11 protein-coding genes are annotated in these 15,094 nt (G+C 70.7%); 9 read left to right on the forward strand and 2 right to left on the reverse strand.

Annotated elements, in window-relative coordinates:
- The first annotated feature begins 121 nt into the window (after positions 1-121).
- Together ABD295_RS04845 and ABD295_RS04850 are read left to right on the forward strand one after the other, a co-directional pair.
- Positions 122-2,971 (forward strand): aconitate hydratase, encoded by a 2,850-nt coding sequence (locus tag ABD295_RS04845; RefSeq protein WP_344302510.1) that lies wholly within the window; start codon positions 122-124, stop codon positions 2,969-2,971.
- Positions 2,972-3,014: 43 nt separating this feature from the next.
- Complete coding sequence (locus ABD295_RS04850; protein ID WP_344302511.1) at positions 3,015-3,713, forward strand: TSUP family transporter; 699 nt, start codon at positions 3,015-3,017, stop codon at positions 3,711-3,713.
- 37 nt (positions 3,714-3,750) lie between these two features.
- Here the strand turns inward: ABD295_RS04850 and ABD295_RS04855 are convergent, their stop codons facing one another.
- Positions 3,751-4,689, reverse strand: coding sequence for an LLM class F420-dependent oxidoreductase (locus ABD295_RS04855; protein WP_344302512.1), 939 nt, complete (start codon positions 4,687-4,689; stop codon positions 3,751-3,753).
- Positions 4,690-4,698: 9 nt separating this feature from the next.
- Positions 4,699-6,837: a prolyl oligopeptidase family serine peptidase gene (locus ABD295_RS04860; protein ID WP_344302513.1), complete on the reverse strand. Its 2,139-nt coding sequence runs from the start codon at positions 6,835-6,837 to the stop codon at positions 4,699-4,701.
- 237 nt (positions 6,838-7,074) lie between these two features.
- Between ABD295_RS04860 and ABD295_RS04865 the strand changes: the two genes are divergently transcribed.
- The 7 genes from ABD295_RS04865 to solA are packed head-to-tail and all read left to right on the forward strand — an operon-like array spanning position 7,075 to position 14,998.
- Entirely contained in the window at positions 7,075-8,721 is a 1,647-nt protein-coding gene (locus ABD295_RS04865) for an ABC transporter substrate-binding protein (protein ID WP_344302714.1), read from the forward strand.
- A 34-nt stretch (positions 8,722-8,755) separates the two neighbouring features.
- A complete protein-coding gene (locus ABD295_RS04870) occupies positions 8,756-9,790 on the forward strand; it encodes an ABC transporter permease (RefSeq protein ID WP_344302514.1) in 1,035 nt (344 codons plus the stop codon).
- The gene (locus ABD295_RS04875; protein WP_344302515.1) at positions 9,787-10,719 is read left to right on the forward strand and encodes an ABC transporter permease; all 933 of its coding nucleotides are present in this window, start codon (positions 9,787-9,789) and stop codon (positions 10,717-10,719) included. Before ABD295_RS04870 ends, ABD295_RS04875 begins: the two co-directional genes overlap by 4 nt.
- Positions 10,716-11,702, forward strand: coding sequence for an ABC transporter ATP-binding protein (locus tag ABD295_RS04880; RefSeq protein ID WP_344302516.1), 987 nt, complete (start codon positions 10,716-10,718; stop codon positions 11,700-11,702). The genes ABD295_RS04875 and ABD295_RS04880 overlap by 4 nt, the downstream gene beginning before the upstream one ends.
- Positions 11,699-12,718 carry an ABC transporter ATP-binding protein gene (locus ABD295_RS04885; protein ID WP_344302517.1) on the forward strand — a complete coding sequence of 340 codons (1,020 nt, stop codon included), beginning with the start codon at positions 11,699-11,701 and terminating at the stop codon, positions 12,716-12,718. The genes ABD295_RS04880 and ABD295_RS04885 overlap by 4 nt, the downstream gene beginning before the upstream one ends.
- Positions 12,718-13,836 (forward strand): aromatic ring-hydroxylating oxygenase subunit alpha, encoded by a 1,119-nt coding sequence (locus tag ABD295_RS04890; RefSeq protein ID WP_344302518.1) that lies wholly within the window; start codon positions 12,718-12,720, stop codon positions 13,834-13,836. Before ABD295_RS04885 ends, ABD295_RS04890 begins: the two co-directional genes overlap by 1 nt.
- Positions 13,829-14,998, forward strand: a complete 1,170-nt coding sequence (gene solA / locus ABD295_RS04895; protein WP_344302519.1) for an N-methyl-L-tryptophan oxidase — start codon at positions 13,829-13,831, stop codon at positions 14,996-14,998. The genes ABD295_RS04890 and solA overlap by 8 nt, the downstream gene beginning before the upstream one ends.
- The last annotated feature ends 96 nt before the right edge of the window (positions 14,999-15,094 follow it).

Here is a 15,094-nt window from a genome sequence, read left to right on the forward strand (position 1 = left end):
ACGTCAAGAGACTTTGTCGGCGTGACCGAGGGTCGCCCCAGTTCCTCGGGCTCGCGCGGCAGCGGCAAGATGGGGGCTCCGCCACTACGGGGCCCCGGAAGCGACGACGAGGAGACGGACGATGGCCAGTCAGGACAGCTTCGGCGCGAAGAGCACCCTCGAGGTGGGCGACGAGTCCTACGAGATCTACCGGCTGGACGCGGTCACCGGTGACGGCCTGCCCGACGATGCCGTGAGCTCCCTGCCGTTCTCGCTCAAGGTGCTGCTGGAGAACCTCCTGCGCACCGAGGACGGCGCCGACATCACCGCCAACCACGTCAGGGCCATCGCCGGGTGGGACGCGAACGCCCAGCCCGACCAGGAGATCCAGTTCACGCCGGCGCGGGTGATCATGCAGGACTTCACCGGCGTCCCGTGCGTGGTCGACCTGGCCACGATGCGCGAGGCCATGGTCGACCTCGGTGGTGACCCGTCCAAGATCAACCCGCTCGCGCCGGCCGAGATGGTCATCGACCACTCGGTCATCGCCGACGTCTTCGGGTCCGCCGACGCGTTCGCGCGCAACGTCGAGATCGAGTACGAGCGCAACCGCGAGCGCTACCAGTTCCTGCGCTGGGGCCAGGGCGCCTTCGACGACTTCAAGGTCGTCCCGCCCGGCACCGGCATCGTGCACCAGGTCAACATCGAGCACCTTGCCCGCGTGGTCATGGTCAGGGACGCCGGAGACGGTGTGCAGGTCGCCTATCCCGACACCTGCGTCGGCACCGACTCCCACACCACGATGGTCAACGGCATCGGCGTGGTCGGCTGGGGCGTCGGCGGCATCGAGGCCGAGGCCGCGATGCTCGGTCAGCCCGTGAGCATGCTGATCCCGCGCGTCGTCGGCTTCAAGCTGTCCGGCGAGCTGCCCGAGGGCTCCACCGCCACCGACCTCGTCCTCACGATCACCGAGATGCTTCGCGAGCACGGCGTGGTCGGGAAGTTCGTCGAGTTCTACGGCGAGGGCGTGTCCGCCCTGCCCCTGGCCAACCGCGCCACGATCGGCAACATGAGCCCGGAGTTCGGCTCGACGATCGCGGTCTTCCCGATCGACCAGCAGACCATCGACTACTTGCGGATGACCGGTCGCTCCGAGCAGCAGCTCGCGCTCGTGGAGGCCTACGCCAAGGAGCAGGGCCTCTGGCACGACCCCCAGGCCGAGCCCCGCTACTCCGAGCGGCTCGAGCTCGACGTCTCGACCGTGGTGCCCTCGCTGGCCGGCCCCAAGCGGCCCCAGGACCGCGTCGAGGTCTCGGTGGCCAAGGAGTCCTTCCGCACCGCGCTGAAGGCCTACGTCGACGACGACGTCGCCGAGACGACCGGGTACGACGAGGCGGTCGAGGAGTCCTTCCCGGCCAGCGACTCGCCCAGCCACGAGGGCGGCAACGGTGCCCCGGTCCACGCGAGCGCGCCCGCCGACCAGCCATCGGGACGGCCAAGCAGGCCGACCACGATCTCTCTGGACGGCCAGGACGTCGAGATCGACCACGGCGCGGTCGTGATCGCCGCGATCACCTCGTGCACCAACACCTCCAACCCGTCGGTGATGATCGGCGCGGGGCTGCTCGCCAAGAAGGCCGTCGACAAGGGCCTGACGCGCAAGCCGTGGGTCAAGACGTCGCTGGCGCCGGGCTCGAAGGTCGTCTCCGACTACTTCGAGCGGGCTGGCCTGACGCCGTACCTCGACAAGCTCGGCTTCAACCTCGTCGGCTACGGGTGCACGACCTGCATCGGCAACTCGGGCCCGCTGATCCCCGAGGTCTCCGCGGCGGTCAACGAGGCCGACCTCGCCGTCGTGTCCGTGCTGTCGGGCAACCGCAACTTCGAGGGCCGGATCAACCCCGACGTGAAGATGAACTACCTGGCGTCACCGCCGCTGGTCGTGGCCTACGCGCTGGCGGGCTCGATGGACGTCGACCTGTTCGGCGACCCGCTGGGCCAGGACCAGGACGGCAACGACGTCTTCCTCAAGGACATCTGGCCGTCGCCCACCGAGATCGAGCGCGTCATCGGCGAGTCGATCAACTCCACGATGTTCGGCGAGAGCTATGCCGACGTCTTCGCGGGCGACGAGCAGTGGCGCTCGCTGGAGACGCCCGAGGGCGACACCTTCGCCTGGGACGAGAGCTCGACCTACGTCCGCAAGCCTCCCTACTTCGACGGCATGCCCGACGAGCCGGAGCCGGTCGCGGACATCACGGGCGCGCGGATCCTGCTCAAGCTGGGCGACTCGGTCACCACCGACCACATCAGCCCGGCCGGCGCGATCAAGAAGGACAGCCCGGCGGGCAGCTACCTCGCCGAGCACGGCGTCGAGCAGCGCGACTTCAACTCCTACGGCTCGCGCCGTGGCAACCACGAGGTGATGATCCGCGGCACGTTCGCGAACATCCGGCTGCGCAACCAGATCGCCCCCGGCACCGAGGGCGGATTCACGCGTGACTTCACGCAGGACGACGGCCCGGTCGCAAGTGTGTACGACGCCTCGATGAACTACCAGGAGGCGGGCACCCCGCTGGTGGTGCTGGCCGGCAAGGAGTACGGCTCCGGCTCGTCGCGCGACTGGGCGGCCAAGGGCACCGCCCTCCTGGGTGTGAAGGCCGTGATCGCGGAGTCCTACGAGCGCATCCACCGCTCCAACCTGATCGGCATGGGTGTGCTGCCGCTGCAGTTCCCCGAGGGCAAGACCGCCGACGACCTGGGGCTCAACGGAGCCGAGGTGATCAGCATCAGCGGCGTCACCGCGCTCAACGACGGCGAGACTCCCAAGACCGTCAAGGTCCGGGTCGAGCCGGCTCCGGGCACCGACCAGGCGCACGGCGAGGCGAGCGAGTTCGACGCCGTCGTGCGCATCGACACTCCTGGCGAGGCCAACTACTACCGCAACGGCGGGATCATGCAATACGTCCTGCGCTCGCTGCGCGGTCGCTGAGCCTCCGCTGACCCTGGCAGACGTCGAGCCGGGGGCGCTGGCCGTGGTGGCCGTCGCCCTCGTCCTCGGCGCGGCCGCGCAGGGTCTGGTCGGGCTCGGTCTGGGGCTGGTGGCCGCACCGGTGACGATGCTGGTCGAGCCGGGACTGATGCCCGACCTGCTGCTCTGGTTGGCGATGCTCTACCCCGTCGCCACGCTGGTGCGCGAGCACGACGAGATCGACTGGCGCGCGTTGCGCTGGGCACTGGCGGCGCGGGTGCCGGGGACGGTGGTCGGTGTGCTGCTTGTCGCCGCCTTCTCCGACCGCCTGCTCGGCATCGCCGTGGCCGTGATGGTGCTGTTGAGCGTCGCCCTGACGGCGACGACGATCGTGGTTCCCGTGGGTCGATCGACCCTGGTGGGTGCTGGCTTCGCCTCGGGGATCACCGGGACCGCCACGTCGATCGGCGGTCCACCGCTGGCACTGCTGCTGCAGCACCGCGACCCGCTGCAGCTCCGCACGACGCTGGCGGTCTACTTCCTGGTCGGCGCTGCGATCAGCCTTCTCGGGTTGTCCGTCGGCGGTGACCTCGAGCCGCCTGTCGCGCTCATCGCCCTTGCGCTGACACCCGCTCTGCTGGTCGGCCTGCTGCTCGCCCGAGTGCTCCACCCCCGGTTGCGGCGCGGCGGTGTCCGCTGGGGCGTCCTGGCGCTCTGCGCTGCGTCGGCGCTGGTGCTGCTCGTGCGGAGTCTCGTGGCCTGACCGCCGCCAGGGACCGTCGCGGGAAGCGACGCCGGGGCTACTGGGCCTGGAGCGCCTCGGCCGCGATCAGCTCGAGGTGGTCGAGGTCGGCGAGGTCGAGGATCTGGAGGTAGATCCGGCTCACCCCGAGCTCGGCCCACCGGCCGATCTCGTCGCGCACCTGGTCGGGGGTGCCGACGAGGCCGCCTCCGGAGGCGAGGTTGTCGCGGGTGTGGCCGATCGCGGCGAGACGCCGGTCGACCTCGGCGTCGTCGGCGCCCACCGCGGTGACCAGGGCGCAGGAGTACACCAGTGACTCAGGGTCGCGACCGCGCTCCTCGCAGGCGGCGCGGACGCGGGCCAGCTGCTCGCGGCCGAACTCCAGGCCCTTGAAGGAGAGGTTGAACTCCGAGGCGTACGTCGCCGCGAGCCGCGGGGTGCGACGGGGTCCGCCGCCACCGACGATGACGGGGATGCGGTCCTGGACCGGCTTGGGGAGGGCGGGGGAGTCCTCGACGGCGTACTGCTTGCCCAGGAAGGAGAACCGCTCGCCCACCGGGGTCGCCCACAGCCCGGTGACGATCGCGAGCTGCTCCTCGAGCTGGTCGAAGCGCTCCTTCACGTCGGGGAAGGGGATGCCGTAAGCGCTGTGCTCCTGGTCGAACCAGCCCGCGCCGAGGCCGAGCTCGATCCGCCCGCCGCTCATCTGGTCGACGCCCGCGACCTGGATGGCCAGCGGCCCGGGGAGCCGGAAGGTCACCGGCGTGACCAACGTGCCGAGCCGGATCCGCTCGGTGTCGCGGGCCAGGCCGGCCAGGGTCACCCAGGCGTCAGTGGGGCCGGGCATTCCCCCTCGGTCCAGTGCGGTGCCCATGCCGAGGTAGTGGTCGGAGCGGAAGAACGCGTCGAAGCCGAGCCGCTCGGTCGCCTGCGCGACGGCGAGGAGGTCGTCGTACGTCGCGCCCTGCTGGGGTTCGGTGAAGATCCGGAGGTCCACGCGGTCACCTTAGGCAACGCCGAGGCGGTCGAGGATCCAGGCCAGCACCTCGGCCTCGTACGCCAGGTGGCCGAGGCGGCCGCTGGGGCCGACGTGGGAGCCGGTGCCGGTCTCCACGCGGAAGAGCAGCCGCGGCGACCACTCCGGGTCGGTCTCGCGGAGGCGGGCGACCCACTTTGCGGGCTCGCGGACCAGCACCCGCGTGTCGTGGACGGCGCCGGTCACGAGCAGGTCGGGGCGACCCCCGGCGGGGGGCGGGTTGTCGTAGGGCGAGTACGCCAGCATCGCGTCGAAGTCGCCGCGGTCGGCAGGGTCGCCCCACTCGTCCCACTCGTTGACGGTGAGCGGGATCGAGTCGTCGAGCATCGTGGTGACCACGTCGACGAACGGCACCTCGGCCACCACCGCGCGCCACCGGTCCGGCCGCTGGCTGAAGACTGCGCCCTGGAGCAGCCCGCCGGCCGACAAGCCGCGGGTCGCGATCCGGTCGGGGTCGACGAGTCCCTCGGCCGCCAGCCCGTCCGCGACGGCGATGTGGTCGGTGAAGGTGTTCTGCTTGACCCGCATCCGCCCGTCGAGCCACGACTGCCGACCGCCCTCCCCGCCACCGCGCAGGTGGGTGTGCACCCAGATCACTCCGCGATCGAGCAGGGACGGCAGGGCCTCCTCCCACTCGGGCTCGAAGACCGCCTCGTAGGAGCCGTACCCGTAGACGAGCACCGGCGCCGTCCCGTCGAGAGGGGTGTCCCGGTGCCGCACGATGGTCGCGGACACACCGTGCCCGTCGGGGGTCGGGAAGCGCCTGACCTCGCTGACGTACGACCTCGGATCGTGGGTCGGGGCCTCGTGACGCCCCTGGTCCGTGACGGACCCGTCCGCGAACGACACCTCGGCGTGGACCGGCGGCTCGGTCCAGTCCTCGTCGGTGACGGCCACCGAGTCGGCGGCGTACCACGTGTTGCGCGCGAGCTGCAGCCCGCCCGTGGGGAAGCGGCTGCCCACCAGCAGCCCGGCTGACCCGAGATCATCAGCGGGCAGCACCCGCAGCTGGTGCGAGCCGTCCCGGCGGACCGACGCGACCACGTGGGTCTCGAACGCGTCCACACGCTCGAGACGCTCCGCAGGATCCTCCGGGCGCAGCTCGGTCCAGGTCTCGTGCGTCTGGCCGCCTGGCGGCGGGACCGGGGCGCCCATCAACCGGAACTCGACGGCCTCGTCGTTGGTGACCAGGAGGAGCCCGTCGGGACCGTCCTCGGCACGGTACTCGACGCCGCGACGGCGCCCGCCGATCGAGCGGGGCACGAGGTCGACACCAGTGGGGTCGAGCCACCAGCACTCGCTGGTGTCACGACACTGGCTGAGCACCAGGATCGCTCGCTCGCTCCGGCTCAGCCGCACGCTCAGCTCGAACTTGCGGTCCGGCTCCTCCAGCAGGCTCACGTCGTCGGCCTGGTCGGTGCCCAGCCGGTGCAGCCGGATCTCGACGGGCCGCCAGGCGTCGTCGGGGACGGCGTACACGAAGGCCGACGAGTCGGCGGTCCAGGCTCCGGAGTAGTGCACGCCGTCGACGACGTCGGGCAGGTCCTGCCCCGAGCGGAGGTCGCGGAACCGCAGCCGGAAGACCTCGTCGCCGGTGGTGTCGACGGCGTAGGCCAGGAGGTTCTCGTCGGGCGAGACCACGCTGAAGCCGAGGTCGAGGTAGCCCGTGCCGTCGTCCAGATCGTTCACGTCGAGGACCAGTTCGCGCGCAAAATCGTTGCCAACCGAGCCTGGCGCGGCGGATTTCGCGGCATCCGGGGCGAAATTGTTACGACTTTCTCGCCAGATCACCGCGTAGTCCCTGTTTCTTTGGTCCTCGGTGTAGTAGGAAAAACGCGGACGCGACCAGGTGCCGGATCGCGTGACCTCAGGCACCCTCGCTTCCACCTCGGAGCGCAACCTCGCCACCAGGGAGCCCAGATGAGCCGTCGACAGGTCGTACCAGCCTCGTTCCGCCGCCAGGTGGTCGGTGAAGGCGGGGGACTCCTCGGACATCCACGCGTAGGGGTCCGGGCGTACGACGTCGTGCGTCGTGTGCTCGTGGGCTTGCTGGGCGGCGACCGGAGGAGCACCGCCTGGTCGACCCGTGGGATTGCTGAGCTCGGTCACAGGCGGCAACGTACTCGCCTCGCAGCGGCGGTCGCCCTCCTGTTCGCGATGGTGCTGCCGGGCGCGGCCCTCGCCCCCACTGCGGCGAGCGCCTCGTCCGAGGACGACCCGGTCATCTTCACGGTGGGGCTCACCAACGAGGTCGACTCGTTCAACCCGTTCCTCGGCATCGAGGCCGAGTCCTTCGAGATGTGGGCGCTGACCTACGACTACCTCATCAGCTACTCCATGGACGACATGTCGCCGCAGCCTGGCCTGGCGACCGAGTGGGAGACCTCCGAGGACGGCCTGACCTGGACCTTCAAGATCCGCGACGACGTGGTCTTCTCCGACGGGGAGCCCCTGACGTCGGCGGACGTGAAGTTCACCCTCGACCGGGTCCTCGACGGCGGGCCCGAGGCGGCAACCTGGGGCTCCTACCTGACCGGCGTCGAGTCGGCCGAGGCGCCCGACGACACCACCGTCGTGCTGACCTTGTCGGCGCCCAACGCGGTGCTCCCGCTGATCCCGATCCCGATCGTCCCTGAGCACATCTGGAAGGACATCCCGGAGAACGAGGTCAAGAGCTACGGCAACGAGCCCACCGACGGTCAGCCGGTCGTCGGGTCCGGGCCCTTCCGGCTGGTCGAGGGGACCGCCGGCGGATCGACGTACCGCTTCGAGGCCAACCCTGACTACTGGAAGGGCGCGCCCCACATCGACGAGGTCGTCTACCGCGTGTTCAAGAGCGAGGACCCGGCGGTGCAGGCACTGATCAAGGGCGAGATCGACTTCGTCTCCGAGATCTCCGCGCTCCAGGTGAAGGCCCTGGAAGGGCGCGAGGGGATCATCGCCCACAACGGCGACTCGCCCGGCTTCGACGAGATCGCCTTCAACACCGGCTCGGTGGACCTGGAGACGGGCGAGCCGATCGGTGACCCGAACCCGGCCGTGCTCGACGCGAAGTTCCGCTTCGCGCTCAACTTCGCGATCGACCGCGAGCGGCTCATCGAGGCGGCCTACCAGGGCGGCGGGCAACCGGGCACGACGATCATCCCGCCGGCGTACCCCGACTTCCACTGGGAGCCGGACGACCCGGAGGCGTTCGCCTACGACCCCGACAAGGCGGCGCAGCTGCTCGACGAGGCGGGCTACACGATGGGGGACGACGGTCTCCGGACGCTGCCGAACGGTGACCCGATCGGCACCCTGCGACTTGCCGCGCGCAGCGACTCGCAGACCTCGGTCGACGTCATGGACTTCTTCAAGGAGTGGCTGGCCGACATCGGCATCGACGCCGAGGTGACGGCGTACGAGTCGAGCAAGCTGACCAACGTCATCCTCGACGGCGAGTTCGACACCTTCGAGTGGGGCTGGTTCGTCGAGCCGGACCCCGACTCGATGCTCAGCTACATGACCTGCGGGCAGCGCGGCAACTGGTCCGACTCGTGGCTGTGCAACGAGGACTACGACGCCCTCTACGAGGCCCAGCACGTCGAGAACGACGACGCGGCGCGGGCGGACATGGTCAAGCAGATGCAGGAGATCCTCTACAACGAGGCGCCCTACCTGGTGACGGCGTACTCCTCGATCGGCGAGGCCTTCCGCAGCGACCGCTTCGGCTGCTTCCAGCCGCAGCCCGCGCCGGGTGGCATCTGGATCCAGCAGTACGGCTCGCAGAACTACCTCAACGTGCGTCCGGCGGCCGAGGCGGGTGACTGCGACGGCCTTCCGAACGTCGTCGGCACCGCCGAGGAGTCGGGTGGCGGCGACGGCAACGGCGAGGAGGGCAGCGGCGCCGGCACCGGCTTGCTGATCGGCCTCGGTGTCGCCGCCGGCGTGGGTGTCGTCGGCGGAGCCGTGTTCCTGATGCGGCGGCGCGCGAGCGCGGACGAGCGCGAGTGACCCCAGCTGCGACCACAGCCTCGAGGGCCGGCCGATGACGCTCCTCGCGGGCAGCGAGGTCGCTGCCGACAGCGCACCGGCACGGGGGAACTCCTTCGGCCGGTATGCCCTCAGCAGGTGCTTCGGCGCGCTCGGGAGCCTGGTGTTCATGCTGGTCGTCAGCTTCTTCCTGTTCCGGGTGATGCCGGGCGACCCGGCCAGGACGCTGGGCCGCGGCAGGTTCAGCACGCCCGAGCAGCTCGAGGAGTTCAACCGGACCTACGGGCTGGACCAGCCGCTGCCGCAGCAGTTCCTGACGTTCCTCAAGAACACGCTGACCGGTGATCTCGGGATCTCGCTGCGCTACCGAGTGCCCGTCAGCGACCTGATCCTGGACCGCATGTGGCCGACGATCCTGCTCGTCGGCACGTCCACGCTGCTCGCCACGATGGTGGGGGTCTGGCTGGGCATCCGCGGGGCGTGGAACCGCGGCAGCAAGTTCGACAACGTCTCCACGGGCACGTCGCTCACGCTCTACGCCATGCCGGAGTGGTGGCTCGGGCTGATCCTGATCGCGGTGTTCGCGGTCGGCGCCGGGCCGATCCCGGGGTTGTTCCCGACCGGCGGGCTGCACTCGGTGGACGCCGATCCGTCGTCGCTGGCCGGCGTCCTCGACACGATGCGACATCTGACGCTGCCCGTCATCACGTTGGCGCTGGCCTACCTCGCGGACTACGCGCTGATCATGCGCAGCTCGCTGCTCGACGAGCTGGGCGAGGACTACCTCACCACCGCTCGGGCGAAGGGCCTGCGCGACGTGCAGGTGCGCAACCGGCACGCCGTACGCAACGCGCTGCTCCCGACGACCACGCTGGTCGCCCTCAACATCGGCTTCGTGGTGTCGGGTGCGATCACCGTCGAGACGGTCTTCTCCATCCCCGGACTCGGGCTGCTGGCGACCGAGGCGCTGTCCGTGCCGGACTACTGGGTGCTCCAGGGCACCTTCCTGGTCGCGTCCGCGGGCGTCATCCTCGCGAACCTCGTGGCGAACCTGGTCTACGGCCTCCTCGATCCGCGGGTGCGCACATGACGGCGAGCGAAGCGGCTCCGTCGAAGCAGGGCCCCACGATCTCCGCGCGTGCCCTGGCGCGGCAGCGCCGTCGCGACTCCTGGTCCCGCGGCTGGAGGACCTTCCGCCAGCACCGCTCGGGGATGGTCGGCCTGTCGATCCTCGCGTTCTTCATCCTGGTGGCCGTCTTCGCGCCGCTGATCGCCTCGGCGGACGGGCTCGAGGTCACCCAGGCGACCGGCGGCGTGCTCGAGCCGCCGTCCGGCGAGTTCCTGCTCGGCACCGACGACAAGGGCCGTTCGGTGCTGACGCTGCTGATCTGGGGTGCCCGGATCTCGCTGTTCGTCGGCCTGGCGGCGACCGTCATCTCGATCGTGATCGGGACCCTGGTCGGTCTGAGCGCCGGCTACTTCAGCGGCTGGACCGGGGCGTTCCTCTTCCGGCTCACCGAGTGGTTCCTGGTCATCCCGTTCCTGCCGTTGGCCATCGTGATGGCGACGGTGCTGGGCCGGTCACTGCTCAACATCGTGATCGTGATCGGCGTGACGTCCTGGCCGGGCACGGCGCTGCTGATCCGCAGCCAGACGTTGACCATCCGCGAGCGGCCGTACCTCGAGCGCGCCCGAGTGCTCGGCGCGAGCTCGTCGCACCAGATCCGCAAGCACATCCTGCCCAACGTGATGCCGATGGTCTTCGCCAACACCACGCTGACCGTGGCGATCGCGATCCTCACCGAGACCACGTTGAGCTTTCTCGGTCTCGGTGACCCCACTCGGGTGTCGTGGGGATCGATGCTCGACCAGGCGTTCGGTGTCGGCGCGATGACGACGGGGTCGTGGTGGTTCATCGTGCCGCCGGGAGTCTGCGTGGTCCTGGTCGTGCTGAGCTTCACGCTGGTCGGCCGTGCGCTGGAGGAAGTGCTGAACCCACGGTTGGGAGCCAGACGATGAGTCCGACGGGGACACCACTCCTCGCGTTCGAGGACGTCAGCGTCACCTATCGGACCTCGGGGGGCGAGGTGCCCGCCGTACGTGACGTCGACCTGACCGTCGCGTCCGGCGAGGTCGTCGGCGTGGCGGGCGAGTCCGGCTGCGGCAAGTCGACCCTCGCCAGCACGATCCTCCGGCTGCAGCCGCCCACGGCCAAGGTCACCGGGCGCGTGATCTTCGAGGGCGAGGACGTGCAGACCATGAAGTGGGGCGCCCTGCGCGCGCTGCGCTGGGCCGGCGCCTCGATGGTGTTCCAGGGCGCGCTGCACTCCCTCAACCCCGTCCAGCGCGTCGGTGCGCAGATCGCCGAGCCGATCGAGCTGCACCAGCCGTCGCTCACCGAGGCACGGGTCCGGTCGATGGTTGGTGACCTGCTCGAGCAGGTGGGGCTGCCGGCGGCGCGGGCGCGGGCGTACCCGCACCAGCTGTCCGGCGGCCAGCGGCAGCGGGTCATGATCGCGATGGCGCTCGCGTGCGGGCCGCGGCTCATCGTCGCCGACGAGCCGACCACGGCGCTCGACGTCATGGTGCAGGCCCAGGTGCTCGGCGTGCTCGAGGGGCTGGTCCGCGAGCTCGACGTCGGCCTGCTGATGATCAGCCACGACCTGTCCGTGCTGGCAGAGCTCTGCGACCGGATCGCGGTGATGTACGCCGGCCGCGTCATCGAGCACGGCCCGGCGGACAAGGTCTTCAGCGACCCGCTGCACCCGTACGCCGCGGCGCTGTCCGCGTCGTTCCCGCGAATCGGCGATCCCGCCGCCAGATACGCCCCTGCAGGGCTGGCTGGTGACCCGCCCGACCCGGCCGAGCTCCCGGCGGGCTGCTCCTTCCACCCCCGCTGCCCCAAGCGGTTCGACCAGTGCGACACGGTCGAGCCGGAGCTGAGATGGCCGGCGGAGACGCGGTCTCGTGAGGCCGCGTGCCTGCTGGTGGGTCCGTCATGACGCTCCTGGAGGCGCGCGGGCTGCGCGTCGAGTTCGGCGGTCGCGGCGCGGCGACTGCGCGTGCCGTCGACGGCGTGGACCTGCGCGTGGCTGCGGGCGAGATCGTGGCGCTGGTGGGGGAGTCGGGGTCGGGCAAGACCTCGCTGGCCCGGGCGTTGCTCGGCCTCGAGGTGCCTGCGGGTGGCGACGTCTACCTCGACGGGAAGCCGTTGGACCGCTCCGCGCGGGCGCTCAAGGCGTTCCGCCGCCGCGTGCAGCTGGTGCTGCAGGACCCTGCCGGCGCCCTCAACCCGCGCCACACGGTCTACGACTCGGTGGCCGAGGGCATCCGGCTGCACGACCTGGCGGCTCAGGACCCCGAGCGGCGGACCGAGGCGGAGCTGGTCGCGGCCGCCCTGTCGTCGGCGGGCCTGCGACCGCCGGAGCGGCTGTTCCTCCGCTATCCCCACGAGCTCTCGGGCGGCCAGCGCCAGCGGGTGCTGATCGCGGGCGCGCTCGCGATGGCACCGGAGCTGTTGGTCGCCGACGAGCCGGTGTCCTCGCTCGACGCGTCCATCCGGGGCGAGGTGCTGGCGCTGCTGCTGGCGCTGCGCGAGCAGCTCGGCCTGGGGGTGCTCGTGGTGACCCACGACCTCGGGCTGGCGTGGAACATCGCCGACCGCATCGCCGTGATGTACCTCGGCCGCGTCGTCGAGGCAGGTCCCACCGAGGAGGTGCTGCGCGACCCCCAGCACCCCTACACGAAGGCCCTTCTGTCGGTGGTGCCGGAGATCGACGGCCTCGAGCCGATCGTGCTGCACGGCGAGGTGCCGGACCCGACCCGCATCCCTGCCGGATGCCGCTTCCACCCGCGCTGCCCGGCGGTTGCCGACGGCACCGCCGCCTCGGCCGGTGTCGTCGACGCCTGCCTCGGTACACCGCTGGAGGTGCTGCCGGTCACGTCCGGACACGAGGTCTCCTGCCACCTGGTCGCGGCCCAGAAGATCTCGGCATCGACCGCCCCGAAAGGTGCGTGATGGCTCAGCTCGAACCGGCGCTGCCGCGCCAGATGTACGTCGACGAGTCGGCCTGGGTGCATGAGCGCGAGCGCGTGCTCTTCGCCTCGTGGGCGTGCGTCGGCCGGGTCGAAGACCTGGGGCTCGACTCCCCGGGCCGGATGGCGGTCGTCGACGTGGTGGGGGAGTCGGTGCTGCTCACGCGCGACGACGACGGCCTCCACGCGGCGTACAACGTCTGCCGGCACCGAGGCTCGCAGATCGTGCCCACGGAGCCGGGCGCCGCTCCCGCGTGCTCGGCCGCGGGAGCGCTCCGGTGTCCCTACCACTCGTGGACCTACGCCCTCTCCGGCCGGCTGCTGCGGGCGCCGCACACCGACGGGGTGGAGGTCGATCGGGACGACTTCGCGCTGCACCCGGTCGGCGTGGAGGAATGGGCGGGCTTCGTGTTCGTGCACCTGACCCCCTCGGCTGCGGAGCCCTTCGCCGACGGGGTGGCGAAGGCGGCCCAGAACCTCGGCAACTACGACATGGGCTCGCTCGTGACCGGCGTGACCTACTCCTACGACGTCGCGGCCAACTGGAAGGTCATCGCCGAGAACTACAACGAGTGCTACCACTGCGGCCCGGTCCACCCCGAGCTGGTGCGGCTGGTCCCGGCGTTCGGCGGGGGCGGCACCTCCCTCGAGTGGGACGACGGCATCCCGCACCGCGAGGGGGCGTGGACCTTCACCATGTCGGGCACCACGAACCGGCTGCCCCTGCCGCGTCTCAGCGAGGCCGAGAAGGTGCGCCACAAGGGCGAGCTGGTCTACCCCAACCTGATGCTGTCCTGCTCGGCGGACCACGTCGCAGCCTTCGTGCTGCGGCCCCAGTCGGTCGCGCGCACGCGGATCGACTGCCACCTGCTCTTCGCGCGCGACGCCGTCGCTGCCGCCGACTTCGACCCGTCGGACGCCGGCGACTTCTGGGACCTGGTCAACAAGCAGGACTGGGCGATCTGCGAGTCGGTGCAGCGCGGCATGTCGTCGCGCGCCTACACGCACGGGTGGTTCGCGCCGATGGAGGACGACTCCGCCGACATCCGACGCTGGCTGCTGCCCCGGTTGGCCGTGGAGACCGGGGGCTCCGATGACTGAGCGCTACGACGTCGTCGTGGTCGGGCTCGGTGCGCTGGGTGCCGCCACGCTGCAGCAGCTCGCGCGGCGCGGCCAGAAGGTGCTCGGGCTCGAGCGCTTCGAGATCGGCCACCGGCGCGGCGCCAGCCACGACACCAGCCGGATCCTTCGGCACAGCTATCACACCCCGGCGTACGTGCGGCTCACCGAGGAGGCCTACGACGACTGGGCGCGGCTCGAGGAGTGGTCGGGCGAGACGCTGGTGACGGTCGTCGGGGGGCTCGACCTCTTCCCGCCCGACCCCGGCATCCCCATCGAGGACTACACCTCGTCGCTCGACGCCGTCGGCATCGACTACTCGCTGCTCGATGCCGCCGAGGTCATGGGCCGGTGGCCGCAGTTCGCGCTCGACGCCGGCACGGTCGGCTTGTGGCAGTCGCGCGGTGCGATCGTGCCTGCGGGTCCCGGCACGGCTCTGATGCTGGCGCTCGCCCACCAGCAGGAAGCGGTCATCCGCGGCGAGGCTCGCGTGCTGTCGCTGCGCGACACGGGCTCGGGCGTCGAGGTCGTGACCGACCAAGCGACGTACGTCGCCGACTCGGTCGTCGTCGCCGCGGACGCGTGGACCAACGAGGTGCTCGGCTCCCTCGACGTCTCCATCCCGCTGGAGACGACGCTCGAGCAGGCGACGTACTTCGCCCCGCCCACGCCAGGCGGCTTCGCCCCTGACCGGATGCCGCTCTGGATCTGGATGGACGACCCCTGCTACTACGGCTTCCCGCTCTACGGCGAGCCGACGGTCAAGGCCGCGCAGGACGTCGGCGGGCCGATCATCGACGTGTCCGATCCCTTCTCGCGCACCTCGGAGCCCGACCCGGACATGCTGTCCCGGCTCGCCGGCCACATGGCGAGGATGCTGCCCGGCTCGGGTCCGCCCGTGCGGTCGGTGCGCTGCCAGTACACCCTCACGCCCGACCGCGACTTCGTCGCCTCCTCTGTGCCTGGTCACCCGTCGGTGGTCGTCGGGCTCGGTGCCGCACACGGCTTCAAGTTCGCGCCGACCTTCGGGCGGATCCTCGCCGATCTGGCTCTCGACGGCTCGACGACGTCGGACGTCGCGGCGTTCGCGATGGACCGGCCTGCCCTGACCGACCCGGGGTACGAGGCGCACTGGCTGGTGTAACCCGGTGAGGCGTCCGACCGGTGGTCGAGGAGGTCGCGCAGCGACCGTCACGAGATCCGTGATCTCAAGGGGTTGCGGATGGTTGCTGTTGCGGGT

Origin of the sequence: Nocardioides bigeumensis (assembly GCF_039531755.1) — a bacterium.
Taxonomy (GTDB): Bacteria; Actinomycetota; Actinomycetes; order Propionibacteriales; family Nocardioidaceae; genus Nocardioides; species Nocardioides bigeumensis.

Bases quoted from the DNA above. Each gene is read 5' to 3' on its own strand.
- ABD295_RS04880 (WP_344302516.1), top strand. From the start codon at position 10,716: ATGAGTCCGACGGGGACACCACTCCTCGCGTTCGAGGACGTCAGCGTC.
- ABD295_RS04875 (WP_344302515.1), top strand. From the start codon at position 9,787: ATGACGGCGAGCGAAGCGGCTCCGTCGAAGCAGGGCCCCACGATCTCC.
- ABD295_RS04885 (WP_344302517.1), top strand. From the start codon at position 11,699: ATGACGCTCCTGGAGGCGCGCGGGCTGCGCGTCGAGTTCGGCGGTCGC.
- ABD295_RS04890 (WP_344302518.1), top strand. From the start codon at position 12,718: ATGGCTCAGCTCGAACCGGCGCTGCCGCGCCAGATGTACGTCGACGAG.
- ABD295_RS04870 (WP_344302514.1), top strand. From the start codon at position 8,756: ATGACGCTCCTCGCGGGCAGCGAGGTCGCTGCCGACAGCGCACCGGCA.
- solA (WP_344302519.1), top strand. From the start codon at position 13,829: ATGACTGAGCGCTACGACGTCGTCGTGGTCGGGCTCGGTGCGCTGGGT.
- ABD295_RS04845 (WP_344302510.1), top strand. From the start codon at position 122: ATGGCCAGTCAGGACAGCTTCGGCGCGAAGAGCACCCTCGAGGTGGGC.
- ABD295_RS04865 (WP_344302714.1), top strand. From the start codon at position 7,075: ATGTCGCCGCAGCCTGGCCTGGCGACCGAGTGGGAGACCTCCGAGGAC.